The following is a 26,471-nucleotide window of genomic DNA, read 5'->3' on the forward strand; positions in this document are numbered from 1 at the left end:
ATTCGCGGCGAACGCAACCGGTGGTTCCGGTCTTCGTGAGTCGCACGAGGTGCTGGAAGGATGCATCTTGGCTGATTCTCGCCAGAGCAAAACGGATCGCCCACAAAGTTCCTCTAATGGAAGTTCCTTAAACGGCTCCGTGCCCGGAGCGCCCAACCGAGTTTCCTTCGCCAAGCTCCGCGAACCGCTCGAGGTTCCCGGCCTGCTCGACGTGCAGATCGACTCCTTCGAGTGGTTGATCGGCTCCCCGCGTTGGCGTGCGGCCGCCACCGATCGTGGCGAGCCCAGCCCGGTCGGCGGCCTCGAAGAGGTGCTTTACGAGCTCTCGCCGATCGAGGACTTCTCCGGCTCGATGTCGCTGTCGTTCTCCGACCCCCGCTTCGACGAGGTCAAGGCGCCGGTCGACGAGTGCAAAGACAAGGACATGACGTACGCGGCCCCGTTGTTCGTCACGGCCGAGTTCATCAACAACAACACCGGCGAGATCAAGAGCCAGACGGTGTTCATGGGTGACTTCCCGATGATGACGGAGAAGGGCACCTTCATCATCAACGGCACCGAGCGCGTGGTCGTCAGCCAGCTGGTGCGCTCGCCCGGCGTGTACTTCGACGAGACCATCGACAAGTCCACCGAGAAGCTGCTGCACAGCGTCAAGGTGATCCCCAGCCGCGGTGCGTGGCTGGAATTCGACGTCGACAAGCGCGACACCGTCGGCGTGCGCATCGACCGCAAGCGCCGCCAGCCGGTCACCGTCCTGCTCAAGGCGCTCGGCTGGACCAACGAGCAGATCCACGAGCGGTTCGGCTTCTCCGAGATCATGATGGGGACGCTGGAAAAGGACAACACCGCCGGCACCGACGAGGCGCTGCTGGACATCTACCGCAAGCTGCGTCCGGGCGAACCGCCGACCAAGGAGTCCGCGCAGACGCTGCTGGAGAACCTGTTCTTCAAGGAGAAGCGCTACGACCTGGCTCGCGTCGGCCGCTACAAGGTCAACAAGAAGCTGGGCCTGCACGCCGGCGAGCCGATCACGTCGTCGACGCTGACCGAGGAAGACGTCGTCGCCACCATCGAATACCTGGTGCGCCTGCACCACGCCCGTACAGATGGCCAGGCCGCTGTGATGACCGTCCCCGGCGGCATCGAGGTGCCGGTGGAGACCGACGACATCGACCACTTCGGCAACCGCAGGCTGCGCACCGTCGGCGAGCTGATCCAGAACCAGATCCGGGTCGGTATGTCCCGGATGGAGCGGGTGGTCCGCGAGCGGATGACCACTCAGGACGTCGAGGCGATCACGCCGCAGACCCTGATCAACATCCGCCCGGTGGTCGCCGCGATCAAGGAGTTCTTCGGCACCAGCCAGCTCTCGCAGTTCATGGACCAGAACAACCCGCTGTCGGGCCTCACCCACAAGCGCCGGCTCTCGGCGCTGGGCCCGGGTGGTCTGTCCCGTGAGCGGGCCGGCCTGGAGGTCCGTGACGTGCACCCGTCGCACTACGGCCGGATGTGTCCGATCGAGACCCCCGAGGGCCCCAACATCGGTCTGATCGGCTCCCTGTCGGTGTACGCGCGGGTCAACCCGTTCGGCTTCATCGAGACGCCCTACCGCAAGGTCGTCGACGGTGTGGTCACCGACGAGATCCACTACCTGACCGCCGACGAGGAGGACCGCCACGTCGTGGCGCAGGCCAACTCGCCGATCGACTCCGGCGGCCGGTTCGTCGAGCCGCGCGTCCTGGTCCGCCGCAAGGCGGGCGAGGTCGAGTACGTGCCGTCGTCCGAGGTGGACTACATGGACGTTTCGCCGCGCCAGATGGTGTCGGTGGCCACGGCCATGATCCCGTTCCTCGAGCACGACGACGCCAACCGTGCCCTGATGGGCGCCAACATGCAGCGCCAGGCGGTTCCGCTGGTGCGCAGCGAGGCGCCGCTGGTGGGTACCGGGATGGAGCTGCGCGCCGCGATCGACGCCGGCGACGTGGTGGTGGCCGACAAGGCCGGGGTGATCGAGGAGGTGTCCGCCGACTACATCACCGTGATGGCCGACGACGGCACCCGGCACACCTACCGGATGCGCAAGTTCGAGCGCTCCAACCACGGCACGTGCGCCAACCAGTCGCCGATCGTGGACGCGGGCGACCGCGTCGAGGCGGGCCAGGTGATCGCCGACGGGCCGTGCACCGAGAACGGTGAGATGGCGCTCGGCAAGAACCTGCTCGTGGCGATCATGCCGTGGGAGGGCCACAACTACGAGGACGCGATCATCCTGTCCAACCGCCTGGTTGAGGAGGACGTGCTCACCTCGATCCACATCGAGGAGCACGAGATCGACGCTCGCGACACCAAGCTGGGCGCCGAGGAGATCACCCGGGACATCCCGAACGTCTCCGACGAGGTGCTCGCCGACCTCGACGAGCGCGGCATCGTCCGCATCGGCGCCGAGGTCCGCGACGGCGACATCCTGGTCGGCAAGGTCACCCCGAAGGGTGAGACCGAGCTGACCCCGGAGGAGCGGCTGCTGCGGGCCATCTTCGGCGAGAAGGCCCGCGAGGTGCGCGACACCTCGCTGAAGGTGCCGCACGGCGAGTCCGGCAAGGTCATCGGCATCCGGGTGTTCTCCCGCGAGGACGACGACGAGCTGCCCGCCGGTGTCAACGAGCTGGTCCGCGTGTACGTGGCCCAGAAGCGGAAGATCTCCGACGGCGACAAGCTCGCCGGCCGGCACGGGAACAAGGGCGTCATCGGCAAGATCCTGCCGGTCGAGGACATGCCGTTCCTGCCGGACGGGACCCCGGTGGACATCATCCTGAACACGCACGGTGTGCCGCGACGGATGAACATCGGCCAGATCCTGGAGACCCACCTCGGATGGGTGGCCAAGTCGGGCTGGAACATCGACGGTTCACCAGAGTGGGCGGCCAACCTGCCCGAGGATCTGCTGCACGCGCAGCCGAACCAGATCGTGTCGACACCGGTGTTCGACGGCGCCAAGGAGGAGGAGCTGCAGGGCATGCTGTCGTGCACGCTGCCCAACCGCGACGGCGAGGTCATGGTGGACGGTGACGGCAAGGCGGTGCTCTTCGACGGCCGCAGCGGTGAGCCGTTCCCGTACCCGGTGACGGTCGGCTACATGTACATCATGAAGCTGCACCACCTGGTGGACGACAAGATTCACGCCCGCTCCACCGGCCCGTACTCGATGATCACCCAGCAGCCGCTGGGCGGTAAGGCGCAGTTCGGTGGCCAGCGGTTCGGTGAGATGGAGTGCTGGGCCATGCAGGCCTACGGCGCCGCGTACACGCTGCAGGAGCTGTTGACCATCAAGTCCGACGACACGGTCGGCCGGGTCAAGGTGTACGAGGCGATCGTCAAGGGCGAGAACATCCCGGAGCCGGGCATCCCCGAGTCGTTCAAGGTGCTGCTCAAGGAGCTGCAGTCGCTGTGCCTGAACGTCGAGGTGCTCTCGTCGGACGGGGCGGCGATCGAATTGCGCGAAGGCGAGGACGAGGACCTCGAGCGGGCTGCGGCCAACTTGGGAATCAACTTGTCGCGCAACGAATCCGCCTCTGTTGAGGACCTGGCTTAATCAGTTTTAGTTACTAAACCCGCAAGGGGAAAGGGAGTTACGTGCTCGACGTCAACTTCTTCGATGAACTTCGCATTGGCCTGGCCACCGCGGAGGACATCAGGCAATGGTCTTACGGCGAGGTCAAGAAGCCGGAGACGATCAACTACCGCACGCTGAAGCCGGAGAAGGACGGCCTGTTCTGCGAGAAGATCTTCGGACCGACTCGCGACTGGGAGTGCTACTGCGGCAAGTACAAGCGCGTCCGCTTCAAGGGCATCATCTGTGAGCGCTGCGGCGTCGAGGTGACCCGCGCCAAGGTGCGCCGCGAGCGGATGGGCCACATCGAGCTGGCCGCGCCCGTCACGCACATCTGGTACTTCAAGGGTGTGCCGAGCCGGCTCGGTTACCTGCTCGACCTCGCCCCGAAGGATCTCGAGAAGATCATCTATTTCGCGGCGTACGTGATCACGGCGGTCGACGACGAGATGCGGCACAACGAGCTGTCCACGCTCGAGGCCGAAATGATGGTGGAGCGCAAGGCCGTTGAGGACCAGCGCGACGCCGACCTGGAGGCCCGCGCGCAGAAGCTCGAGGCCGACCTGGCCGAGCTGGAGGCCGAGGGCGCCAAGGCCGACGCCCGCCGCAAGGTCCGCGACGGCGGCGAGCGGGAGATGCGCCAGCTCCGCGACCGGGCCCAGCGTGAGCTGGACCGGCTGGAGGACATCTGGAACACGTTCACCAAGCTGGCCCCCAAGCAGCTGATCGTCGACGAGAACCTCTACCGCGAGCTCGTCGACCGCTACGGCGAGTACTTCACCGGTGCGATGGGCGCGGAGTCGATCCAGAAGCTGATCGAGAACTTCGACATCGACGCCGAGGCGGACTCGCTGCGCGACATCATCCGAAACGGCAAGGGGCAGAAGAAGCTTCGCGCCCTCAAGCGGCTGAAGGTGGTCGCCGCCTTCCAGCAGTCGGGCAACTCGCCGATGGGCATGGTGCTCGACGCCGTCCCGGTCATTCCGCCGGAACTGCGCCCGATGGTGCAGCTCGACGGTGGCCGGTTCGCCACCAGCGACCTGAACGACCTGTACCGCCGGGTCATCAACCGCAACAACCGGCTCAAGAGGCTGATCGACCTCGGCGCGCCCGAGATCATCGTCAACAACGAGAAGCGGATGCTGCAGGAGTCCGTCGACGCGCTGTTCGACAACGGCCGTCGCGGCCGCCCGGTCACCGGGCCGGGCAACCGCCCGCTGAAGTCGCTGTCCGATCTGCTCAAGGGCAAGCAGGGCCGGTTCCGCCAGAACCTGCTCGGCAAGCGCGTCGACTACTCGGGCCGTTCGGTCATCGTGGTCGGCCCGCAGCTCAAGCTGCACCAGTGCGGCCTGCCCAAGCTGATGGCCCTCGAGCTGTTCAAGCCGTTCGTGATGAAGCGGCTCGTCGACCTGAACCACGCGCAGAACATCAAGAGCGCCAAGCGCATGGTGGAGCGGCAGCGTCCCCAGGTGTGGGACGTTCTCGAAGAGGTCATCGCCGAGCACCCGGTGCTGCTGAACCGCGCCCCGACCCTGCACCGGCTGGGCATCCAGGCCTTCGAGCCGATGCTGGTGGAAGGCAAGGCAATTCAGCTGCACCCGTTGGTGTGTGAGGCCTTCAACGCCGACTTCGACGGTGACCAGATGGCGGTGCACCTGCCGCTCTCCGCCGAGGCGCAGGCCGAGGCGCGCATCCTGATGCTGTCGAGCAACAACATCCTGTCGCCGGCCTCCGGGCGTCCGCTGGCCATGCCGCGACTGGACATGGTGACCGGGCTGTACTTCCTGACGACCGAGGTCGACGGCGACAAGGGCGAATTCCAGCCGGCCGCCAAGGATCAGCCGGAGGTCGGCGTGTACTCCTCGCCGGCCGAGGCGATCATGGCCGCCGACCGCGGCGTGCTCTCGGTGCGGGCCAAGATCAAGGTGCGACTGACGCAGCTGCGTCCGCCCACCGAGATCGAGACGGAGTTGTTCGGCACCAACGGCTGGCAGCCGGGCGACGCCTGGATGGCCGAGACCACGCTGGGCCGCGTGTTGTTCAACGAGCTGCTGCCGGTGGGCTACCCGTTCGTGAACAAGCAGATGCACAAGAAGGTGCAGGCCGCCATCATCAACGACCTGGCCGAGCGCTACCCGATGATCGTGGTCGCGCAGACCGTCGACAAGCTCAAGGACGCCGGTTTCTACTGGGCGACCCGCAGCGGTGTCACCGTCTCGATGGCCGACGTGTTGGTGCCGCCCCGCAAGAAGGAGATCCTCGACCAGTACGAGGAGCGGGCCGAGAAGGTCGAAAAGCAGTTCCAGCGCGGCGCTTTGAACCATGACGAGCGCAACGAGGCGCTGGTGGAGATCTGGAAGGAAGCCACCGACGAGGTCGGTCAGGCGCTCCGCGAGCACTATCCCGCCGACAACCCGATCATCACGATCGTCGACTCGGGTGCCACGGGTAACTTCACCCAGACCCGGACGCTGGCCGGCATGAAGGGCCTGGTGACCAACCCCAAGGGCGAGTTCATCCCGCGCCCGGTCAAGTCGTCGTTCCGCGAGGGCCTGACCGTGCTGGAGTACTTCATCAACACGCACGGCGCCCGAAAGGGCTTGGCGGACACCGCGTTGCGTACCGCCGACTCGGGTTACCTGACCCGTCGTCTGGTGGACGTGAGCCAGGACGTCATCGTCCGCGAGCACGACTGCCAGACCGAGCGCGGCATCATCGTCGAGCTGGCCGAGCGTCAGCCCGACGGCACCCTGATCCGCGACCCGTACATCGAAACCTCGGCGTACGCACGGACTCTGGGTGCCGACGCGGTGGACGAGGCCGGCAACGTCGTCGTCGCGCGCGGCGAGGACCTGGGCGACCCGTCGATCGACGCCCTGCTGGCGGCCGGCATCACGCAGATCAAGGTGCGCTCGGTGCTGACGTGCACCACGGGCACCGGCGTGTGCGCGACCTGTTACGGCCGCTCCATGGCGACCGGAAAGCTGGTCGACATCGGCGAGGCCGTCGGCATCGTCGCGGCCCAGTCCATCGGTGAGCCCGGCACGCAGCTGACCATGCGCACCTTCCACCAGGGTGGTGTCGGTGAGGACATCACCGGCGGTCTGCCACGGGTGCAGGAGCTATTCGAGGCCCGCGTGCCGCGCGGTAAGGCGCCGATCGCCGACGTCACCGGGCGGGTGCAGCTGGAGGAGGGCGAGCGCTTCTACAAGATCACCATCGTTCCCGACGACGGGAGCGAGGAGGTCGTGTACGACAAGCTGTCCAAGCGCCAGCGGCTGCGCGTGTTCAAGCACGAGGACGGCTCCGAGCGGGTGCTGTCCGACGGCGACCACGTCGAGGTGGGCCAGCAGCTGATGGAGGGCTCGGCCGACCCGCACGAGGTGCTGCGCGTGCAGGGCCCGCGCGAGGTGCAGATCCACCTGGTCCGCGAGGTCCAGGAGGTCTACCGCGCCCAGGGTGTGTCGATCCACGACAAGCACATCGAGGTGATCGTCCGGCAGATGCTGCGCCGCGTCACGATCATCGACTCGGGCGCAACGGAATTCCTGCCCGGCTCGCTGATCGACCGTGCGGAGTTCGAGGCGGAGAACCGCCGGGTGGTGGCCGAGGGCGGCGAGCCCGCCGCCGGCCGCCCGGTGCTGATGGGCATCACGAAGGCGTCGCTGGCCACGGACTCGTGGCTGAGTGCGGCGTCGTTCCAGGAGACCACGCGAGTGCTGACCGATGCGGCGATCAACTGCCGCAGCGACAAGCTCAACGGTCTGAAGGAGAACGTGATCATCGGAAAGCTGATCCCGGCCGGTACCGGCATCAACCGGTACCGCAACATCCAGGTGCAGCCGACCGAGGAGGCCCGGGCCGCCGCGTACACGATCCCGTCCTACGAGGATCAGTACTACAGCCCGGACTTCGGCCAGGCCACCGGTGCCGCGGTTCCGCTGGACGACTACGGCTACTCCGACTACCGGTAGCTCGACGACGATGCGGCGCGTGACGCGCCGCTGAGGAGTCGGACAATCGGCAGTAGTCGACGAAAAAAGCCCCGGGCCGTTGGCTCGGGGCTTTTTCGTGCTTCGGTGGCCCCGCGCGTCGGCACCCCTCACTAGACTTGGCCGGGTGCTCATAGGTTCACACGTCCACTCAGAGGACCCCCTGGCCGCCGCCGAGGCGGACGGCGCCGACGTGGTGCAGTTCTTCCTCGGCAACCCGCAGAGCTGGAAGAAACCGAAGCCGCGCGAGGACGCCGCGGCGCTCAAGGCGTCCAGCGTGCCGCTGTACGTGCACGCGCCGTACCTCATCAACGTGGCGTCGGCGAACAACCGCATCCGGATCCCGTCGCGCAAGATCCTGCAGGACACCTGCGACGCCGCGTCGCAGATCGACGCGACGGCGGTGATCGTGCACGGCGGCCACGCCGACGACGACGACATGGAGGCCGGCTTCGAGCGGTGGGTCAAAGCGCTGGACTACCTCGAAACCGACGTGCAGGTGTATCTGGAGAACACCGCGGGCGGCGACCATGCGATGGCCCGCTACTTCGACACCATCGGCCGGCTGTGGGATCACATCGGGGACAAGGGGATTGGCTTCTGCCTGGACACCTGCCACGCCTGGGCCGCGGGCGAGCAGCTGATCGACGCGGTGGACCGGATCAAGGCGCTGACCGGGCGCATCGACCTGGTGCACTGCAACGACTCGAGGGACGCGGCCGGCTCGGGCGCCGACCGGCACGCGAATTTCGGCACCGGCCAGATCGATCCTGAACTGCTCGCCGCGGTCGTCAAGGCCGCCGGCGCGCCGGTCATCTGCGAAACCGCCGACGAAGGCCGCAAGGACGACATCGCGTTCCTGCGGGAAAAGACCGGCGACTGAGTCACGGCCGTGCTCGGTCGGCTCGCCACGCTCCTCGGGATCGTCCTCCTGGTCGCGGCGGGCTGCGCGCCGCAGCCACCGTCGGGCTTCGTCACCGGCACCAGCCTGCACCACCTCAGCGTCGGCGGTCACGATCGCACCTATCGGCTCTACAAGCCCGCGGGGACACCGGCTTCAGCGCCGCTCGTCGTGGCGCTGCACGGCTACTCCGGCAGCGGGCGGCAAGTCGAAAGGGATTACGGCTGGGACCAATTGGCCGATTCGGGCCGGTTCGTCGTCGCCTACCCCGACGGACTCGACCGGGCCTGGAACGTCGACGGGGAATCGTGCTGCGGCAGGCCCGGGCGGGAAGGTGTGGACGACGTCGCCTTCATCGCCGCGGCGGTGGCCGACATCGCCAAGAATGTCGGCACCGACCCGGCCAGGGTCTACGTCACCGGCATGAGCAACGGCGGCATCATGTCCTACACGCTGGCGTGCACCACCGACATCTTCGCGGCGATCGGCCCGGTGGCCGGCACCTTGCTGAACGAATGCCCGACCCCGCATCCCGTGTCGATCATGCACATTCACGGCACCGCGGACCGGCTCGTCCCCTACCGCGGCGGGCAGGGCTTCAGCGTCATCAACGGGCCGCCGGTGCCCAGCGTGAATGCTTTCTGGCGCAACGTCGATCAGTGTGCGAGCCCGGCCAGCACGATCAATGGTCCGGTCACCACGTCGACGGCGGAATGCGCCGGCAACCGCGGCGTCACGCTCATCACGGTCGACCAGGGCGGTCACGAGTGGCCGTCGTTCGCCACCCAGACGCTATGGGCATTCTTCAGCGCGCACTCCCGCTGACCGACCAGCATTACAGCTCTTGTGCGGCTGTCGGAAAAATGTAACATGAGGGGCATGTCGGATACGCATGTCGTCACCAACCAGGTTCCTCCGCTGGAGAACCACAACCCCGCGACGTCCGCGGTTCTCATCGAGGCCTTGATCCGTGAGGGCGGGGAATGGGGCCTGGAAGAGGTGAACGAGGTGGGCGCGATCGCGGGTGGCGCCGAAGCCCAGCGGTGGGGTGAACTCGCGGACCGCAACCGGCCGATCCTGCACACGCACGACAAGTACGGCCACCGGGTCGACGAGGTCGAGTACGACCCGGCCTACCACGAGCTGATGCGCACGGCGATCGCCACCGGCATCCACGCCGCGCCGTGGGCCGACGACCGCCCGGGCGCGCACGTGGTGCGGGCCGCGAAGATGTCGGTCTGGAACGTCGAGCCGGGCCACACCTGCCCGATCTCGATGACCTACGCCGTCGTCCCCGCGCTGCGCTACAACCCCGAACTCGCGGCGGTCTACGAACCCCTGCTCACCAGTCGCGAATACGACCCCGAGCTCAAGCTGGCCACCACCAAGCGCGGCATCACCGCCGGCATGTCGATGACCGAGAAGCAGGGCGGGTCCGACGTGCGCGCCGGAACCACGCAGGCCACCCCGAACGCCGACGGCACCTACAGCCTGACCGGCCACAAGTGGTTCACCTCGGCGCCGATGTGCGACATCTTCCTGGTCCTCGCGCAGGCGCCGGGCGGACTGTCCTGCTTCCTGCTGCCGCGGGTGCTGCCCGACGGCACTCGCAACCGGATGTTCCTGCAGCGGCTCAAGGACAAGCTCGGCAACCACGCGAACGCCTCCAGCGAGGTCGAATACGACGGCGCCACAGCATGGTTGGTCGGCGAGGAGGGCCGCGGCGTCCCCACCATCATCGAGATGGTCAACCTCACCCGGCTGGACTGCACGCTGGGCAGCGCCACCAGCATGCGCACCGGACTGACCCGGGCCATCCACCACGCCCAGCACCGAAAGGCGTTCGGCGCCTATCTGATCGACCAGCCGCTGATGCGCAACGTGCTGGCCGACCTGGCCGTCGAGGCCGAGGCCGCCACCATCGTCGCGATGCGGATGGCCGGCGCCACCGACAAGGCGTTGCGCGGCGACGACCGGGAGGCGCTGCTGCGCCGCATCGGTTTGGCCGCCAGCAAGTACTGGGTGTGCAAGCGCGCCACCCCGCACGCCGCCGAGGCGCTGGAATGCCTGGGCGGCAACGGCTACGTCGAGGACTCGGGCATGCCGCGGCTGTTCCGGGAGGCGCCGCTGATGGGCATCTGGGAGGGCTCGGGCAACGTCAGCGCGCTGGACACGTTGCGCGCCATGGCCACTCGTCCCGAATGCGTGGAGGTCCTGTTCGACGAGCTGGCCGAGAGCGCCGGCGCCGACCCGCGCCTGGGCGCACACGTCGAGCGGCTGCGGCGCGACCTGACCGACCTGGACACCATCGCGCACCGCGCGCGCAAGGTCGCCGAGGACATCTCTCTGGCGCTGCAGGGCTCGCTGTTGGTGCGCCACGGCCACCCCGCCGTCGCCGAGGCCTTTTTGACCACCCGGCTCGACCGGCAGTGGGGCGGGGCCTACGGGACCATGCCCACCGGCCTGGACCTGGCCCCGATCCTCGAGCGGGCGCTGGTAAAGGGCTGAGCGGGTGACGCACGCGATCAGGCCGGTCGACTTCGACAACCTCAAGACGATGACCTATGAGGTCACCGACCGGGTTGCCCGGATCACCTTCAACCGGCCGGAGAAGGGCAACGCGATCGTCGCCGACACGCCGCTGGAGCTCTCGGCACTGGTGGAGCGCGCCGACCTCGACCCGGCGGTGCACGTCATCCTGGTGTCGGGGCGCGGCGAGGGATTCTGCGCGGGGTTCGATTTGAGCGCCTACGCCGACGGCACCGGCTCCGCCGGCGGCACCGGCGCCTATCAGGGCACCGTGCTCAGCGGAAAGACCCAGGCGGTCAACCACTTACCCGACCGGCCGTGGGACCCGATGATCGACTACCAGATGATGAGCCGGTTCGTGCGCGGCTTCTCCAGCCTGATGCACGCCGACAAGCCGACGGTGGTCAAGATCCACGGCTACTGCGTGGCCGGGGGCACCGACATCGCGCTGCACGCCGACCAGGTGATCGCCGCGGCCGACGCCAAGATCGGCTACCCGCCCACGCGGGTGTGGGGCGTCCCGGCGGCGGGGCTGTGGGCGCACCGGCTCGGCGACCAGCGCGCCAAGCGCCTGCTGTTCACCGGTGATTGCATCACCGGCGCGCAGGCCGCCGAATGGGGGCTGGCGGTCGAGGCGCCGGACCCCGCCGACCTCGACGAGCGCACCGAGCGGCTCGTGCAACGCATCGCCGCGGTGCCCGTCAACCAGCTGATCATGGTCAAGCTCGCGCTGAATTCGGCTCTGCTGCAACAGGGTGTGGCCACCAGCAGGATGGTCAGCACCGTGTTCGACGGGGTCGCCCGGCACACCCCGGAGGGCCACGCGTTCGTCGCCGACGCCACCGAGCACGGCTTCCGGGACGCCGTGCGGCATCGCGACGAACCCTTCGGCGACTACGGCCGCCGCGCGTCACAGGTCTAGCCATGGCCACCATGACGGCCCGGTCGGTGGTCCTCAGCGTCCTGCTGGGGGCCCACCCGGCGCACGCCCGGGCCAGCGAATTAATCAGGCTCACTTCCGATTTCGGCATCAAGGAGACGGCCCTGCGGGTGGCGCTGACCCGCATGGTCGGCGCCGGCGACCTGATCCGCTCCGCCGACGGCTATCGGCTCTCGGATCGTCTGCTGGCCCGCCAGCGGCGGCAGGACGACGCCATCGACCCGCGGCTGCGGCCGTGGAGCGGGGAGTGGGTCACGCTCGTCGTGACCAGCGTGGGCAGCGACGCGCGTACCCGCGCCACGCTGCGGACCGCCCTGCACGGCAAGCGCTTCGGTGAGCTGCGCGAAGGCGTCTGGATGCGGCCCGACAACCTCGAGCTCGACCTGGGACCCGCGATCGCCGCCCGGGTGCGGGTCCTGCGGGCACGCGACGGCGACCCGGCCGGGCTGGCCGCCCAGTTGTGGGATCTGCCCGCCTGGGCGCGGGCCGGCCACGAGTTGCTCGACGAGATGGCCGCCGCGACGGGAATTCCGGGCCGTTTCGTGGTGGCGGCGGCCACCGTGCGACACCTGCTCACCGACCCGGTGCTGCCCGACGAACTGCTGCCGGCCGACTGGCCCGGTGCCCGACTGCGTGCGGCCTACCACGATTTCGCCACCGAGCTACTCGAGCGGCGTGAACCACTATTTGCGGAGGCACAATGAGCGACCCAGTGCGTATCGAGCGCAACGGCCCGGTGACGACGGTCATCCTGAACCGGCCGGGGGCGCGTAACGCGGTCAACGGCCCCACCGCCGCCGCGCTGTACGCGGCATTCGACGCATTCGACCGCGACGACACCGCGTCGGTCGCCGTGTTGTGGGGGGAGGGCGGAACCTTCTGCGCCGGAGCCGATTTGAAGGCCTTCGGCACGCCCGAAGCCAACGCCGTGCACCGGACGGGGCCGGGCCCGATGGGGCCGACCCGAATGGTGTTGTCGAAACCCGTGATTGCCGCGGTGAGCGGCTATGCCGTCGCCGGGGGTCTGGAGCTGGCCATCTGGTGCGACCTGCGGGTGGCCGAGGAGGACGCCGTGTTCGGGGTGTTCTGCCGCCGCTGGGGAGTGCCGCTGATCGACGGCGGCACCGTGCGGCTCCCGCGGCTGATCGGGCACAGCCGCGCCATGGACATGATCCTCACCGGCCGCGGGGTCAAGGCCGACGAAGCGCTCGCGATGGGGCTGGCCAACCGCGTCGTGCCGAACGGCCAGGCGCGGCAGGCGGCCGAGGAACTGGCGGAGCAGCTGGCCGCGCTGCCCCAGCAGTGCCTGCGATCCGACCGGCTTTCGGCGCTACATCAATGGGGCACAGCGGAATCCGAGGCGATCGACTTCGAGTTCGCCAGCATCTCCCGCGTCGCCGCCGAGGCCAGCGAGGGGGCCGGCCGGTTCGCGGCGGGCGCGGGCCGGCACGGCGCTAACGCCGGCTAGCCGACGCCTCGGTCCCCGCTTTACGGTGCGAGCTGCACCCTGCCCGGCGGCATGGCCGGTGGCGGCTCCGGACCGGCGCCCCCACCGCCGGGAGCGCTCCCCGGCCCCGGCGCGGCAGGCGGCTCCTGTTGCGGTCCCGGCGCCGGCTCCCGCTGCGGTTGCTGCGCGGGCGGCGGAGTCACGACCGGCCGGGGTGGTGTCATGATCTGGGCCGTCGGCGGCGGGGGTGGCGGAAGTTGCGGCGGGTCCGGCTGACCGGTTTCTCCCAGGGGGACCAGGCCGCAGCCCGCCAGGCAGACGCCGCCGGTCGACGCCAGCGCAACGCCGAGCAAGTGCACTGACGTGCTTTGCTGCGCCGGTTGGTTCGGGCCGGGCACGGCAATCGCCATGGCCTGGAGGGAAGCAATCTTCGGTTGATCGTTCGGGCAGTAGGCCTCGACCGCGGCAGAGATGAACCGGGCGATGGTGCGCGCGACGCGGTCGGCAGGGTATGGGCCACCGGCCGGGTTGGCTTTGAACGCCCGTTCCCTCATGTCGTCGACCACGGCGTCCACCGGCATTCCGCCGTCGAGTTGTCGACAGACTCTATGGGCGGTGGCGATGAGGCTCGGCACGTTGTCGAGCGCAGGGATCCCCTTCTGGTCGAGTAACGCCACAAACTGGTCGTCGGGATTGGGGTCGGCCGCGGCCGCGCCGTGCGGCAGCATCATGACGCCGGTGAGTACCACGATGGCCGTGACCAGTGCGCCGGCGCGGTTGGTGGTACTGCTGAACATGGCTCGATTTCCGTTCTGCCGGCATCATCATATGCCCCGGCGCCGCCCGCAGCACCTCGGCGGCACCGCGCCCCGGCCGCGACTCCGCCGGGGTATGAAAGCGATTGTGGTGCAACGGCAATGCTCCTATCGCCGGCGAAACACCGATGCCGGCGAAACGTCTGCCGGTCAGCCGCCCTTGGTGATGGTGTTGCCAGAGCCCAAGTTGTCGACCTTGGGCTCGCCGTCTTTGTAGGTGATGGTGTTGTTCAGCCCCACCACGCTGATGCGGGTGTCGACCTTGTCCAGGGTGATCTTGTTGTTGGTGCCACCGACGCTGACCGTCACGCAGGTGCCGGTGATGGTCAGGGTGTTGTCCGAGCCGCCGACGTTCAGCGACTTGCCGCTGGCGCAGTCAAGCGTCGCGGTGGTGCCCATCGAGCCGTAGTTGAGCGTATTGCCAATCTCGACCGACGCGGTCGTGCTCGCCCCGCCGGTCGTGGGCGTCGCCCCGGCGCTCGTCGTCGTCGTAGTAGTGCTCTTCGTTGTCGTCGTGGTCGCCCCCGGCGGGTTGGCCGTCGAACTGCAGCCGGCCACCAACACGGCGGCGATGGCGAGCGCGGTCAGCCCGGCGGGGCGATCAAAGATGTGGGCAGACAATGTTCCTCGATTCCCCTCGGGTCGGATGGCGGTGTGGTGCCGGACTCAGCCCGGCACCTGCTGGAGCCGGTTGGTCATGCCCAGCTCGCGGCCGCGGTCCCAGATGAACGGCGTGCCGTTGTGGTAGAAGACGGTCTGGTCGTAGCCGTAGACGGTGATGTCGTGCGACACCGAGTCGGCGACGACGGTGTTCGACGAGCCCATCACCGTCACCGCGTAGCAGTTGCCCAGCGCGGTGACGTTGTTGAAGGAACCGTTGACGAACAGGGTGGCGTCGTTGCAGTCCAGCGTCTGCTCGATGCCCTGCCCGACGACGTGGGTGTCGCCATTCTTCGCGTGCGCCGCGGGAAAGGGGCTTGCGGCGACGGCGATGACACAGGTTGCCAGCGACCCGGCGACGGTTGTCCACTTCACTGCGGGCCCCCTTTGTGACGGGTGGATCTGCTCGATGAGATTACGTCCATCCGGCCATGGCTGAAATAGTTTCGCGCCCGGCGTCAACTAGAGTCATTAGTTAAGCACCCCGATGAACGCAACCGAAGGGCCCCGCCATGGCAGCTCACCCGGATACGCCGTCGGCGGCCGGGCGTCCGCGCGCGGGGAGGACGGGCTCGCGCCCCGCCAAGCTGAGCCGCGAAGGCATCATCGACGGTGCGCTGACCTTCCTGGACCGGGAGGGCTGGGATGCCCTCACCATCAACGCGCTGGCGACGCAACTGGGCACCAAGGGGCCGTCGCTGTACAACCACGTGGACAGCCTCGAGGACCTGCGCCGCGCGGTGCGCATCCGCGTCATCGACGACATCATCACGATGCTGAACCGGGTCGGCGAGGGCCGCGCCCGCGACGATGCGGTGCTGGTCATGGCGGGCGCGTACCGCAGCTACGCCCATCACCACCCGGGGCGGTACTCGGCGTTCACCCGGATGCCGCTGGGCGGCGACGACCCCGAGTACACGGCGGCGACGCGGGGCGCGGCCGCGCCGGTGATCTCGGTGCTGTCCTCCTACGGTCTCGACGGCGACGAGGCCTTCTACGCGGCGCTGGAGTTCTGGTCCGCGCTGCACGGCTTCGTGCTGCTGGAGATGACCGGCGTCATGGACGACATCGACACCGACGCGTTGTTCTCGGACATGGTGCTGCGGTTGGCGGCGGGCATGGAGCGGCGCGTCGCGCACAACGGTGCCAGGTCCTAGCCCGATGGTGGCGACCCGCTTCGCCCGGCTGCGCCGCGCTCGCGATCGCCACTAGCCCGATGGTGGCGACCCGCTTCGCCCCGCTGCGCCGCGCTCGCGATCGCCACTAGCCCGATGGTCGCGACCCGCTTCGCCCGGCTGCGCCGCGCTCGCGATCGCCACTAGCCGCTTTGACCTGCGAGACCGGCGGCGGGTATTGTGGAGGCTCGTGCCTGGCGGCTTGCGGCGCCTAACCGTAAGGAAGTGGATGCCGGGCGAATTCGCATGTCCACGATGCATCGGACCTTCTCCGGTGCGCAGCGCGTGCGACACACCCGGCCGCGGGGTAACGCGGCCGGACATAACTGCAGTACGAAGACTTGAGAACCGCCGACAGACACCAAACACGAACACAGAAAGCCGGTAGATGCCAACGATTCAGCAGCTGGTCCGCAAGGGTCGCCGCGACAAGATCGCCAAGGTCAAGACCGCGGCCCTGAAGGGCAGCCCGCAGCGCCGTGGCGTATGCACCCGCGTGTACACCACCACCCCGAAGAAGCCGAACTCGGCGCTTCGGAAGGTCGCGCGCGTGAAGCTGACGAGCCAGGTCGAGGTCACCGCCTACATCCCGGGCGAGGGCCACAACCTGCAGGAGCACTCGATGGTGCTGGTGCGCGGTGGCCGAGTCAAGGACCTGCCCGGCGTGCGGTACAAGATCATTCGCGGTTCGCTCGACACCCAGGGGGTCAAGAACCGCAAGCAGGCTCGCAGCCGCTACGGCGCCAAGAAGGAGAAGAGCTGATGCCGCGCAAGGGGCCCGCGCCGAAGCGTCCGTTGGTCAACGACCCTGTCTACGGGTCGCAGCTGGTCACCCAGCTGGTGAACAAGGTTCTCCTGCAGGGGAAGAAATCGCTGGCCGAGCGCATTGTTTATGGTGCGCTCGAGAATGCCAGGGACAAGACCGGCACCGATCCCGTGATCACGCTCAAGCGCGCTCTCGACAACGTCAAGCCCGCGCTGGAGGTGCGCAGCCGCCGCGTCGGCGGTGCGACCTACCAGGTTCCGGTCGAGGTCCGTCCGGACCGGTCCACCACGCTGGCGCTGCGCTGGCTTGTCAGCTTCTCGCGGCAGCGCCGGGAAAAGACGATGGTCGAGCGGCTGGCGAACGAGATCCTGGACGCCAGCAACGGCCTGGGAGCCTCCGTCAAGCGGCGTGAGGACACCCACAAGATGGCCGAGGCCAACCGCGCCTTCGCGCACTATCGCTGGTAGGAGCCGCCCGGCTCCGACTGGCGGAGCTGCCGGAGGCCGGACAGACAGCAATCAAGCAATCGAAAGAGTGGGAAGACTTCTGTGGCACAGAAGGACGTGCTGACCGACCTGACCAAGGTCCGCAACATCGGCATCATGGCGCACATCGACGCCGGCAAGACGACGACGACGGAGCGCATCCTCTACTACACCGGTATCAGCTACAAGATCGGTGAGGTGCACGACGGCGCCGCCACCATGGACTGGATGGAGCAGGAGCAGGAGCGGGGGATCACCATCACCTCCGCCGCCACCACCTGCTTCTGGAACGACAACCAGATCAACATCATCGACACCCCCGGACACGTCGACTTCACCGTCGAGGTGGAGCGCAGCCTGCGCGTGCTCGACGGTGCCGTGGCCGTCTTCGACGGCAAGGAGGGTGTCGAGCCGCAGTCCGAGCAGGTGTGGCGGCAGGCCGACAAATATGACGTCCCGCGCATCTGCTTCGTCAACAAGATGGACAAGATCGGCGCCGACTTCTACTTCTCGGTGAAGACCATGGAAGAGCGGCTGGGCGCCAACGTCATCCCGATCCAGCTGCCCGTCGGCTCCGAAGGTGACTTCGAGGGCGTCGTCGACCTGGTCGAGATGAAGGCCAAGGTGTGGAGCGCCGAGGCCAAGCTCGGCGAGAAGTACGACGTCGTCGACATCCCGGCCGACCTGCAGGAGAAGGCCGACGAGTACCGCACCAAGCTGCTCGAGTCCGTCGCCGAGACCGACGAGGCGCTGCTGGAGAAGTACTTGGGCGGCGAGGAGCTCACCGTCGAGGAGATCAAGGGCGCGATCCGCAAGCTGACGATCAGCTCGGAGGCCTACCCGGTGCTGTGCGGCAGCGCCTTCAAGAACAAGGGCGTGCAGCCGATGCTGGACGCGGTCATCGACTACCTGCCGTCGCCGCTGGACGTGCCGCCGGCCATCGGCCACGCTCCGGGCAAGGAGGACATCGAGGTCGTCCGCAAGCCGTCGACCGACGAGCCGTTCTCGGCGCTGGCCTTCAAGGTCGCCACGCACCCGTTCTTCGGCAAGCTGACCTACGTCCGGGTGTACTCGGGCAAGGTCGACTCCGGCAGCCAGGTCATCAACGCCACCAAGGGCAAGAAGGAGCGGCTGGGCAAGCTGTTCCAGATGCACTCCAACAAGGAGAACCCGGTGGAGACCGCCTCGGCGGGGCACATCTACGCGGTGATCGGCCTGAAGGACACCACCACGGGCGACACGCTGTGCGACCCCAACGACCAGGTCGTGCTCGAGTCGATGACCTTCCCCGACCCGGTCATCGAGGTGGCCATCGAGCCCAAGACCAAGAGCGACCAGGAGAAGCTGTCGCTGTCGATCCAGAAACTCGCCGAAGAGGACCCGACGTTCAAGGTCCACCAGGACGCCGAGACCGGCCAGACCGTGATCGGCGGCATGGGCGAGCTGCACCTGGACATCCTGGTCGACCGCATGCGCCGCGAGTTCAAGGTCGAGGCCAACGTGGGCAAGCCGCAGGTCGCCTACAAGGAGACCATCAAGCGGCTGGTGGAAAAGGTCGAGTTCACCCACAAGAAGCAGACCGGTGGCTCGGGCCAGTTCGCCAAGGTGCTGATCAACCTCGAGCCGTTCCACGGCGAGGACGGCGCGACCTACGAATTTGAGAACAAGGTCACCGGTGGCCGCATCCCGCGGGAGTACATCCCTTCGGTGGACGCGGGCGCGCAGGACGCGATGCAGTACGGTGTGCTGGCCGGTTACCCGCTGGTGAACCTCAAGGTCACGCTGCTCGACGGCGCCTTCCACGAGGTGGACTCGTCGGAGATGGCGTTCAAGATCGCCGGTTCGCAGGTGCTGAAAAAGGCTGCCGCGCAAGCACAGCCGGTCATCCTGGAACCGATCATGGCCGTCGAGGTCACCACGCCCGAGGACTACATGGGCGACGTGATCGGCGACCTGAACTCTCGCCGTGGCCAAATCCAGGCCATGGAGGAGCGGAGCGGTGCACGCGTCGTCAGGGCGCATGTGCCGCTGTCGGAGATGTTCGGCTACGTCGGCGACCTGAGGTCCAAGACCCAAGGCCGGGCGAACTACTCGATGGTGTTCGACTCCTACGCCGAAGTGCCGGCGAACGTGTCGAAGGAGATCATCGCGAAGGCGACGGGTCAGTGACCGAAGACGACGGCGAGTAAGCGAAGCTTACGAGCAAGGAGTCGAGCGGTGAACGTAGACACCCTCGGAGTAATCTTGCCGGGTCATTGCAAAGCCTTGGGCGCGGCACAACTGAAAACACCAACACTGCTTTAACGAGCACCAACAAGTCCAGGAGGACAACGAAGTGGCGAAGGCGAAGTTCGAGCGGACGAAGCCGCACGTCAACATTGGGACCATCGGTCACGTTGACCACGGCAAGACGACGCTGACCGCGGCTATCACCAAGGTTCTGCACGACAAGTACCCGGACCTGAACGAGTCCCGCGCGTTCGACCAGATCGACAACGCGCCCGAGGAGCGTCAGCGCGGTATCACCATCAACATCTCCCACGTGGAGTATCAGACCGACAAGCGGCACTACGCCCACGTCGACGCCCCCGGCCACGCCGACTACATCAAGAACATGATCACCGGCGCCGCCCAGATGGACGGCGCGATCCTGGTGGTCGCCGCGACCGACGGCCCGATGCCGCAGACCCGCGAGCACGTGCTGCTGGCGCGTCAGGTCGGCGTGCCCTACATCCTGGTCGCGCTGAACAAGGCCGACATGGTCGACGACGAGGAGCTGCTGGAGCTCGTCGAGATGGAGGTCCGCGAGCTGCTGGCCGCCCAGGAGTTCGACGAGGACGCCCCGGTGGTCCGGGTCTCGGCGCTCAAGGCGCTCGAGGGCGACGCCAAGTGGGTCGAGTCCGTCGAGCAGCTGATGGCGGCCGTCGACGAGTCGATCCCGGACCCGGTCCGCGAGACCGAGAAGCCGTTCCTGATGCCGGTGGAGGACGTGTTCACCATCACCGGTCGTGGCACCGTGGTCACCGGTCGTGTCGAGCGCGGCGTGATCAACGTGAACGAGGAAGTCGAGATCGTCGGCATCAAGCCGACCAGCACCAAGACCACGGTCACCGGTGTGGAGATGTTCCGCAAGCTGCTCGACCAGGGCCAGGCGGGGGACAACGTCGGCCTGTTGCTGCGCGGTATCAAGCGTGAGGACGTCGAGCGGGGCCAGGTCGTCACCAAGCCCGGCACCACCACGCCGCACACGGAGTTCGAGGGCTCGGTCTACATCCTGTCCAAGGACGAGGGCGGCCGGCACACGCCGTTCTTCAACAACTACCGTCCGCAGTTCTACTTCCGCACCACCGACGTGACCGGTGTGGTGACGTTGCCGGAGGGCACCGAAATGGTGATGCCCGGTGACAACACCAACATCTCGGTCAAGCTGATCCAGCCCGTCGCCATGGACGAGGGCCTGCGGTTCGCGATCCGCGAGGGTGGCCGCACCGTCGGCGCCGGCCGGGTCGTGAAGATCATCAAGTAGGTTCGTCACCGCTAAAGCCCGGATTGCCGATTGCGGCAATCCGGGCTTTATGCGTTTTACCGGGCCGAACGCGGCCGGCTCCGCTACGATTCCTCGGTAAGGGAGTCGGGGGCGGTGATGGCCGGGAGGTTCGGATGTCCTTCGTATTCGCGACGCCTGAGTACGTCGAGGCTGCGGCGTCGGATCTAGCCAGGATCGGGTGGACGATCACGTCGGCGAACTCGATGGCGATGGGCCCGACGTCGAGCGTGCTGGCGCCGGGTGCCGACGAGGTGTCGACCAGCATCGCGGCGCTGTTCGGCGCGCACTCCCAGGTGTACCAGGCGCTCAGCGCCCAGGCCGCGGCGTTTCACAACCAGTTCGTGCAGCTGATGAACGGCGGCTCGATGCAGTATCTCGCCACCGAGGCCGCCAACACCACACCGTTGCAGAGCGCGGCGGCGCCCGCTTCGATGGCGGCGCAGCTGCCGGCGGCGACCGCGGCGGGTGGTTCGGCGCCGGGTGTACCGGCGGCCCCCCTGATGTCGGCCGTCGCACCGGCTTCGGCGCTCGCGGGCACCCCGGCACCGGCAAGTCCGACGGTGGCCGCGGCCGCCACGGGACCGGCCGCGGTCGCGCCGGCCGCCACACCGGCGACGCCCGTGCGGATGGTCACGCCCGCCTACGCCGCGGCCGCCCCGCAGCCCGCGACAGCGGCACCGGCTCCGGCCAGTTCGCTGGTGTCGGCGCCCGCCCAGGTCGAGACGCCCCCGGCGGCCGCGTCCCCCGCGATGCCGGTGTCGACCGGCACGCCGGTGAAGATGGTGTCGGCACATTCGCCCGCCGCGGGGGCCCAGGCGGAGTCTTCGACCCGCCCCGCGCCGACGCTGATTCCCAAGGTGGACTGACGGCGGCCCGGTTGCGCGTATGCGGCTCGCGGTCAGACCGCGACGGCTAATCTGACACGGAAAATCCCAGCCAGGGTAAGGAGACACTCGTGTTGGCGCGCTACCTGAAGGCACAGTTGGTGGTTTTGCTGTGCGGCGGCCTGGTCGGGCCGATTTTCCTGATCGTCTACTTCACCCTCGGGCTGGGCAGCCTGCTGCAGTGGATGTTCTACGTCGGCCTGCTCATCACCGTGGCCGACGTGCTGATCGCACTCGCGCTGGCCAACTACGGCGCGAAGTCGTCGGCCCAGACCGCGGAGCTCGAACAGCACGGGGTGCTGGCGCTCGCTCAGATCACCGGTGTCACCGAGACGGGGACGTGGATCAACAACCAGCAGGTGGTCAAGGTGCACCTGCACATCGCCGGGCCCGGGTTACTGCCGTTCGACAGCGAAGACCGGGTGATCGCCAGCGTGACCCGGCTCGGCAACCTCAGCGCCCGCAAGCTGGTGGTCTTGGTCAACCCCACCACCAACGAATACCGAATCGACTGGGAGCGAAGCGCTTTGGTTAACGGCCTGGTGCCCGCGCAGTTCACCGTCGCCGAAGACAACCAGACCTACGACCTGAGCGGGCAGTCCGGCCCGTTGATGGAGATCCTGCAGATCCTCAAGGCGAACAACGTTCCGCTGAACCGGATGGTCGACATCCGGTCGAACCCGGTGCTGCGCCAGCAGATCCAGGCGGTGGTGCGCCGGGCGGCCCAACAACAGGCGCCGGCCGCCGCGCCGACCCCCCAGCCGGCCACTGCCGGCGGACCGGCGCCGGTGGTCACGCCGCCGCAGGCGTCGATCGCTCAGCGGCTACAGGAGCTCGAAACGCTGCGGGCCAGCGGCGCACTGACCGACGAGGAGTACAACAGCCGGCGGGCCCAGATCATCTCCGAGATCTGAACGCGGGGCGAGTTAGAACAGGTTTCAGTTTCGCTGCTAGCCTGTCCCGGTGGCTGGATCACTGCAGGGGCGGGTCGCATTCATCACCGGCGCCGCCCGCGCCCAGGGCCGTTCACACGCGGTGCGGCTGGCCCGGGAGGGCGCCGACATCATCGCGCTCGACATCTGCGCGCCGGCGTCGAAATGCCTGACCTACACGCCGGCCACGCCTGAGGACCTCAGCGAGACCGTCCGCCTGGTGGAAGCCGAGGGCCGCAAGGTGCTGGCCCGCGAAGTGGACATCCGGGACGACGCCGCGCTGCGCCAGCTCGTGGCCGACGGCGTCGAACAGTTCGGGCGGCTCGACGTCGTGGTGGCCAACGCCGGGGTCTTGGGCTGGGGCCGGCTGTGGGAACTCACCGACGAACAGTGGGACACCGTGATCGGGGTCAACCTGACCGGCACCTGGCGCACGCTGCGCGCTACCGTGCCCGCGATGATCGACGCCGGCAACGGGGGCTCCATCGTGGTGGTCAGCTCCTCGGCGGGCCTGAAAGCCACCCCGGGCAACGGGCATTACTCGGCCAGCAAGCACGGGCTGACCGCGCTGACCAACACGCTGGCCATCGAGCTCGGCGAATACCACATCCGCGTCAACTCCATCCATCCCTACTCGGTCGACACCCCGATGATCGAGCCGGAGGCGATGATGGAGATATTTGCCCGCCACCCCAGCTTCGTGCACAGCTTCCCCCCGATGCCCTTGCAGCCCAACGGCTTCATGACACCCGACGAGGTGGCCGATGTGGTGGCGTGGCTAGCTGGCGACGGGTCGGGAACGATCACCGGGGCGCAGGTCCCCGTGGACAAGGGCGCCTTGAAGTACTGATCGCGGATCGTGGTATGAACTCCACGTGACCGCTAGCAAAGGAATCGTGATCGTCGGTGGCGGGCTGGCCGCCGCCCGGACCGCGGAACAACTTCGCCGATCGGAATACGCGGGCCGCGTCACGATCATCAGCGACGAGGTGCACGTGCCGTACGATCGCCCGCCGCTGTCGAAAGAGGTGCTGCGCAAAGAGGTCGACGACGTGGCCCTCAAGCCGCGCGAGTGGTACGACGAGAACAACATCACCCTGCGCCTGGGCGCGGCGGCCACCGGCCTGGACACCACCGCGCAGACGGTGACGCTGGCCGACGGGTCGGAGATCGGCTACGACGAGCTCGTCATCGCGACCGGCCTGGTGCCGCGGCGCATCCCGACGCTGCCGGATCTCGAGGGCATCCGGGTGCTGCGCACGTTCGACGAGAGCATGGCGCTGCGTGAGCACGCGTCCGCCGCCGAGCGCGCCGTCGTCATCGGCGCCGGGTTCATCGGCTGCGAGGTGGCGGCCAGCCTGCGCAGCCTCGGGGTAGACGTGGTGTTGGTCGAGCCGCAGCCCACGCCCCTGGCGTCGGTGCTCGGCGAGCGGATCGGTGAGCTGGTCGCGCGGTTGCACCGCGCGGAGGGGGTCGACGTCCGCCTCGGGGTCGGGGTGACCGAGGTGCGCGGCGACACGCGGGTGGACACCGTGGTGCTGACCGACGGCACGGAGCTGGCGGCCGACCTGGTGGTCATCGGGATCGGGTCGCACCCGGCGACGGGCTGGCTCGAGGGCAGCGGCATCGAGGTGGACAACGGCGTGCTCTGCGACGAGGCCGGCCGGACCAGCGCGCCACACGTGTGGGCGCTCGGTGACGTCGCATCCTGGCGCGACGCCACGGGACACCAAGCGCGCGTGGAACATTGGAGCAACGTCGCCGACCAGACCCGAGTCGTGGTGCCCGCGATGCTGGGGCAGGACGTGTCGTCGGCCGTGGTCGTCCCGTACTTCTGGAGCGACCAATACGACGTCAAGATCCAGTGCCTCGGAGAGCCGGAAGCCACCGACACCGTCCACCTCATCGAAGACGACGGGCGCAAGTTCCTGGCGTATTACGAGCGCGACGGGGTGCTCGTCGGGGTGGTCGGCGGCGGGATGCCCGGCAAGGTCATGAAGGTCCGCGCCAAGATCGCCGCCGGCGCACCCATCTCGGACGTGCTGGGCTGAACCTCAGCGCCACTGCACCGGCGGGCCGTGCGGGTGGCATTCGCCGAGAATCTCCAGCTCGCCGCCGGGCCACCGGCGGGCGCGCACCAAGAACCGGATCGGCGAGTCGGGGCCGCCGCGCGCCGGCTCCAGCGTGAGGTGCACGAACGGCGATCGCTCGTCCGCACGTCCGCCCAGCGCGCGAACCCGGGCGCGCACCGTCTCGCGCTCCTCGCCGGACAGGTACTGCCAGGTGATCGAGTGCCACAACACCGTCAGGGCACCGTCGGCGAGCGTCAGGCCGGCGACGGCGTCGGCCGCCGTCCGGCGCTCCAGCCGCGCGGGCACCCGCCGGGCGACGTCGATCGCGCCGCGCAGCCGCTCGAGCCGTGCCGCCTGATCGGGCCAGACATAGCTCAACACGGTGAGCTCCCCATCGGCCCCGGTGACGTCGATGGGCGCGATGTCATAGCCGTGCCGCTCGACGATGCGCACCCCGCCGCCGGGCGGCAGCGCGCCACGCCACGCGTCGGTGATGGTCACCGGCGAATCGCTGGGTCCCCAGTGCCCGTCGGCGAACCGGTACCGAAAGTGGTCCGCGCGCAGGTTCAGTCCCGCGCTGGTGCCGATCTCGAAAAGCCTTACGGGCAAGCCGACTTCACGGTTGACTCGCAATAGGGCACCGATCAGCGCGGCGGACCTCCCCACCTCGTTGGTCTGGGGCGGTTGCCGCAACGCCGCACGCAGCGCTTCGGAGTGGCCGGCCGCGACGTCCCGGATTTCGGGCCACGCCGATTCGGCGTCCCAGCGGCCCCCGGTGCTGGGATACCACCGGCGCAGGTGCGCTGCCCGCCCGTCGAGCACCAACCGGTGCAGGCCGCCGAGCAGCCGCAGCGGCACCGCGAGGCGCGAGGGGTCGTCCTCGTGCCCGGACAGGATGGCCGCGAACACCCCGCCGGCTTCGACGTCACGGGCCACCAACTCGAAAAGCTCGCCGTACATCGGCGAACCCGAGGCGGCGCAGAACCGCCCCTGGGCGCGCAGGGTGTGCAGCAGGTGATCGCCGCTCACCGGTCCAGCCCGTCCAGCCCGGTGCCCACGACGTCGAACGCATGGCCCAGCGCGGCCGGCAGCGGAACGGATTCGTCGCCGAGCCAGTGCTCGTAGGCCGAGAGCGCCACCCCCAGCATGGTCCAGGCGACGGTCTGGGGCAGCAGGTCGGTCGTCTTGCAGTCCGACCGGCGGGCCACGAAGCCGGCGATGACCTCCCGCCAGCCGGCGTACATCGTCATCGAATAGGCCTGCAGTTCGGCGGTTTGCAGGATGACGCGCATGCGCTGGCGGTGGCGCGCGGTCTCGGATTCGTCAAAGGTGTTGAACGCCAACAGTGCATCGCGCAGGGCCTGGCCCAGCGGCACCCGCGGATCGACGTGGTCGAGCAGGTCGCGCAGGTGCGCGAGGTGGGTGTCGAAGTCGCCCCACGGGATGGCGTTCTTGGACGCGTAGTAGCGGAACAGCGTCCGGCGCGAGATGCCGGCGGCCTGCGCGACGTCGTCGACGCTGACGTCGGCGAAGCCGCGGGCGCTGAACAGCTCGATGGCGACGGCGGTGATGTCGTGCGGCGTGGTCGAGCGGCGACGGCCCACTCGCGGCTGCGGCCCCATGCGACCCCGCCCTTCCATTTCGGCACTCGATGCCATATTCTGACGAAGCTTGTGACTCGATCCCCATCGTTGTCAAGAACCGACGAAAGGCAATGAC

At 68.2% G+C, this 26,471-nt stretch carries 22 protein-coding genes; 17 read left to right on the top strand and 5 right to left on the bottom strand.

Annotated elements, in window-relative coordinates; all coding sequences use genetic code 11:
• Positions 1-67: 67 nt before the first annotated feature.
• The 8 genes from rpoB (at position 68) to G6N37_RS23960 (ending at position 13,437) form a co-directional block, all read left to right on the top strand.
• A complete protein-coding gene (gene rpoB / locus G6N37_RS23925; protein WP_163683839.1) occupies positions 68-3,589 on the top strand; it encodes a DNA-directed RNA polymerase subunit beta in 3,522 nt (1,173 codons plus the stop codon).
• Positions 3,590-3,630: 41 nt separating this feature from the next.
• On the top strand, positions 3,631-7,581 hold the full coding sequence (locus tag G6N37_RS23930) for a DNA-directed RNA polymerase subunit beta' (protein ID WP_163683840.1): 3,951 nt from the start codon (positions 3,631-3,633) through the stop codon (positions 7,579-7,581).
• A gap of 145 nt (positions 7,582-7,726) precedes the next feature.
• Complete coding sequence (locus G6N37_RS23935; RefSeq protein ID WP_163683841.1) at positions 7,727-8,482, top strand: deoxyribonuclease IV; 756 nt, start codon at positions 7,727-7,729, stop codon at positions 8,480-8,482.
• Positions 8,483-8,491: 9 nt separating this feature from the next.
• Positions 8,492-9,325: an extracellular catalytic domain type 1 short-chain-length polyhydroxyalkanoate depolymerase gene (locus G6N37_RS23940; RefSeq protein WP_163683842.1), complete on the top strand. Its 834-nt coding sequence runs from the start codon at positions 8,492-8,494 to the stop codon at positions 9,323-9,325.
• A gap of 54 nt (positions 9,326-9,379) precedes the next feature.
• Positions 9,380-11,008: an acyl-CoA dehydrogenase family protein gene (locus G6N37_RS23945; protein ID WP_163683843.1), complete on the top strand. Its 1,629-nt coding sequence runs from the start codon at positions 9,380-9,382 to the stop codon at positions 11,006-11,008.
• Between the two features lie 4 nt (positions 11,009-11,012).
• A complete protein-coding gene (locus G6N37_RS23950) occupies positions 11,013-11,951 on the top strand; it encodes a crotonase/enoyl-CoA hydratase family protein (protein ID WP_163683844.1) in 939 nt (312 codons plus the stop codon).
• A 2-nt stretch (positions 11,952-11,953) separates the two neighbouring features.
• On the top strand, positions 11,954-12,673 hold the full coding sequence (locus G6N37_RS23955; RefSeq protein ID WP_163683845.1) for a PaaX family transcriptional regulator C-terminal domain-containing protein: 720 nt from the start codon (positions 11,954-11,956) through the stop codon (positions 12,671-12,673).
• Complete coding sequence (locus G6N37_RS23960) at positions 12,670-13,437, top strand: crotonase/enoyl-CoA hydratase family protein (protein WP_163683846.1); 768 nt, start codon at positions 12,670-12,672, stop codon at positions 13,435-13,437. Before G6N37_RS23955 ends, G6N37_RS23960 begins: the two co-directional genes overlap by 4 nt.
• A 20-nt stretch (positions 13,438-13,457) precedes the next feature.
• On the opposite strand, the gene G6N37_RS23965 is transcribed toward G6N37_RS23960, so the two are convergent.
• From G6N37_RS23965 to G6N37_RS23975, 3 genes are all read right to left on the bottom strand, one after another.
• Positions 13,458-14,213 (bottom strand): DUF732 domain-containing protein, encoded by a 756-nt coding sequence (locus tag G6N37_RS23965; RefSeq protein WP_163683847.1) that lies wholly within the window; start codon positions 14,211-14,213, stop codon positions 13,458-13,460.
• 168 nt (positions 14,214-14,381) lie between these two features.
• The gene (locus G6N37_RS23970; RefSeq protein WP_174813884.1) at positions 14,382-14,852 is read right to left on the bottom strand and encodes a DUF3060 domain-containing protein; all 471 of its coding nucleotides are present in this window, start codon (positions 14,850-14,852) and stop codon (positions 14,382-14,384) included.
• Positions 14,853-14,897: 45 nt separating this feature from the next.
• On the bottom strand, positions 14,898-15,266 hold the full coding sequence (locus G6N37_RS23975; RefSeq protein ID WP_163683848.1) for a DUF3060 domain-containing protein: 369 nt from the start codon (positions 15,264-15,266) through the stop codon (positions 14,898-14,900).
• Between the two features lie 137 nt (positions 15,267-15,403).
• Here G6N37_RS23975 and G6N37_RS23980 point away from each other — a divergent pair, with 137 nt between their 5' ends.
• The 9 genes from G6N37_RS23980 to G6N37_RS24020 all read left to right on the top strand — a co-directional run bounded on the left by G6N37_RS23980 (position 15,404) and on the right by G6N37_RS24020 (position 24,731).
• Complete coding sequence (locus G6N37_RS23980) at positions 15,404-16,048, top strand: TetR/AcrR family transcriptional regulator (protein WP_163683849.1); 645 nt, start codon at positions 15,404-15,406, stop codon at positions 16,046-16,048.
• A gap of 406 nt (positions 16,049-16,454) precedes the next feature.
• The gene (gene rpsL / locus G6N37_RS23985) at positions 16,455-16,829 is read left to right on the top strand and encodes a 30S ribosomal protein S12 (protein ID WP_007167812.1); all 375 of its coding nucleotides are present in this window, start codon (positions 16,455-16,457) and stop codon (positions 16,827-16,829) included.
• On the top strand, positions 16,829-17,299 hold the full coding sequence (gene rpsG / locus G6N37_RS23990) for a 30S ribosomal protein S7 (RefSeq protein ID WP_007167813.1): 471 nt from the start codon (positions 16,829-16,831) through the stop codon (positions 17,297-17,299). The genes rpsL and rpsG overlap by 1 nt, the downstream gene beginning before the upstream one ends.
• 81 nt (positions 17,300-17,380) lie before the next feature.
• Positions 17,381-19,486 (top strand): elongation factor G, encoded by a 2,106-nt coding sequence (fusA, locus tag G6N37_RS23995; RefSeq protein ID WP_163683850.1) that lies wholly within the window; start codon positions 17,381-17,383, stop codon positions 19,484-19,486.
• A 166-nt stretch (positions 19,487-19,652) separates the two neighbouring features.
• On the top strand, positions 19,653-20,843 hold the full coding sequence (gene tuf / locus G6N37_RS24000) for an elongation factor Tu (RefSeq protein WP_163683851.1): 1,191 nt from the start codon (positions 19,653-19,655) through the stop codon (positions 20,841-20,843).
• A gap of 134 nt (positions 20,844-20,977) precedes the next feature.
• Positions 20,978-21,730, top strand: coding sequence for a PE family protein (locus tag G6N37_RS24005; RefSeq protein ID WP_163683852.1), 753 nt, complete (start codon positions 20,978-20,980; stop codon positions 21,728-21,730).
• A gap of 89 nt (positions 21,731-21,819) precedes the next feature.
• Positions 21,820-22,662, top strand: coding sequence for an SHOCT domain-containing protein (locus G6N37_RS24010; protein WP_163683853.1), 843 nt, complete (start codon positions 21,820-21,822; stop codon positions 22,660-22,662).
• A gap of 49 nt (positions 22,663-22,711) precedes the next feature.
• On the top strand, positions 22,712-23,530 hold the full coding sequence (locus G6N37_RS24015; RefSeq protein WP_163683854.1) for a mycofactocin-coupled SDR family oxidoreductase: 819 nt from the start codon (positions 22,712-22,714) through the stop codon (positions 23,528-23,530).
• A 25-nt stretch (positions 23,531-23,555) separates the two neighbouring features.
• Positions 23,556-24,731 carry an NAD(P)/FAD-dependent oxidoreductase gene (locus G6N37_RS24020; protein ID WP_163683855.1) on the top strand — a complete coding sequence of 392 codons (1,176 nt, stop codon included), beginning with the start codon at positions 23,556-23,558 and terminating at the stop codon, positions 24,729-24,731.
• 3 nt (positions 24,732-24,734) lie between these two features.
• Here G6N37_RS24020 and G6N37_RS24025 read toward each other — a convergent pair whose 3' ends face one another.
• Both G6N37_RS24025 and mftR read right to left on the bottom strand, forming a co-directional pair.
• Positions 24,735-25,781, bottom strand: a complete 1,047-nt coding sequence (locus tag G6N37_RS24025) for a DUF2332 domain-containing protein (RefSeq protein ID WP_163683856.1) — start codon at positions 25,779-25,781, stop codon at positions 24,735-24,737.
• Positions 25,778-26,374 (bottom strand): mycofactocin system transcriptional regulator, encoded by a 597-nt coding sequence (gene mftR / locus G6N37_RS24030; RefSeq protein ID WP_163683857.1) that lies wholly within the window; start codon positions 26,372-26,374, stop codon positions 25,778-25,780. The genes G6N37_RS24025 and mftR overlap by 4 nt, the downstream gene beginning before the upstream one ends.
• Positions 26,375-26,471 lie beyond the last annotated feature (97 nt).

Source organism: Mycobacterium seoulense (assembly GCF_010731595.1).
In the GTDB taxonomy this organism is placed as follows: Bacteria; Actinomycetota; Actinomycetes; order Mycobacteriales; family Mycobacteriaceae; genus Mycobacterium; species Mycobacterium seoulense.

Bases quoted from the DNA above. Each gene is read 5' to 3' on its own strand.
- G6N37_RS23965 (WP_163683847.1), bottom strand. From the start codon at position 14,213: ATGTTCAGCAGTACCACCAACCGCGCCGGCGCACTGGTCACGGCCATC.
- G6N37_RS23945 (WP_163683843.1), top strand. From the start codon at position 9,380: ATGTCGGATACGCATGTCGTCACCAACCAGGTTCCTCCGCTGGAGAAC.
- mftR (WP_163683857.1), bottom strand. From the start codon at position 26,374: ATGGGGCCGCAGCCGCGAGTGGGCCGTCGCCGCTCGACCACGCCGCAC.
- G6N37_RS23960 (WP_163683846.1), top strand. From the start codon at position 12,670: ATGAGCGACCCAGTGCGTATCGAGCGCAACGGCCCGGTGACGACGGTC.
- rpsL (WP_007167812.1), top strand. From the start codon at position 16,455: ATGCCAACGATTCAGCAGCTGGTCCGCAAGGGTCGCCGCGACAAGATC.
- rpsG (WP_007167813.1), top strand. From the start codon at position 16,829: ATGCCGCGCAAGGGGCCCGCGCCGAAGCGTCCGTTGGTCAACGACCCT.
- G6N37_RS23980 (WP_163683849.1), top strand. From the start codon at position 15,404: ATGGCAGCTCACCCGGATACGCCGTCGGCGGCCGGGCGTCCGCGCGCG.
- G6N37_RS23955 (WP_163683845.1), top strand. From the start codon at position 11,954: ATGGCCACCATGACGGCCCGGTCGGTGGTCCTCAGCGTCCTGCTGGGG.
- G6N37_RS24005 (WP_163683852.1), top strand. From the start codon at position 20,978: ATGTCCTTCGTATTCGCGACGCCTGAGTACGTCGAGGCTGCGGCGTCG.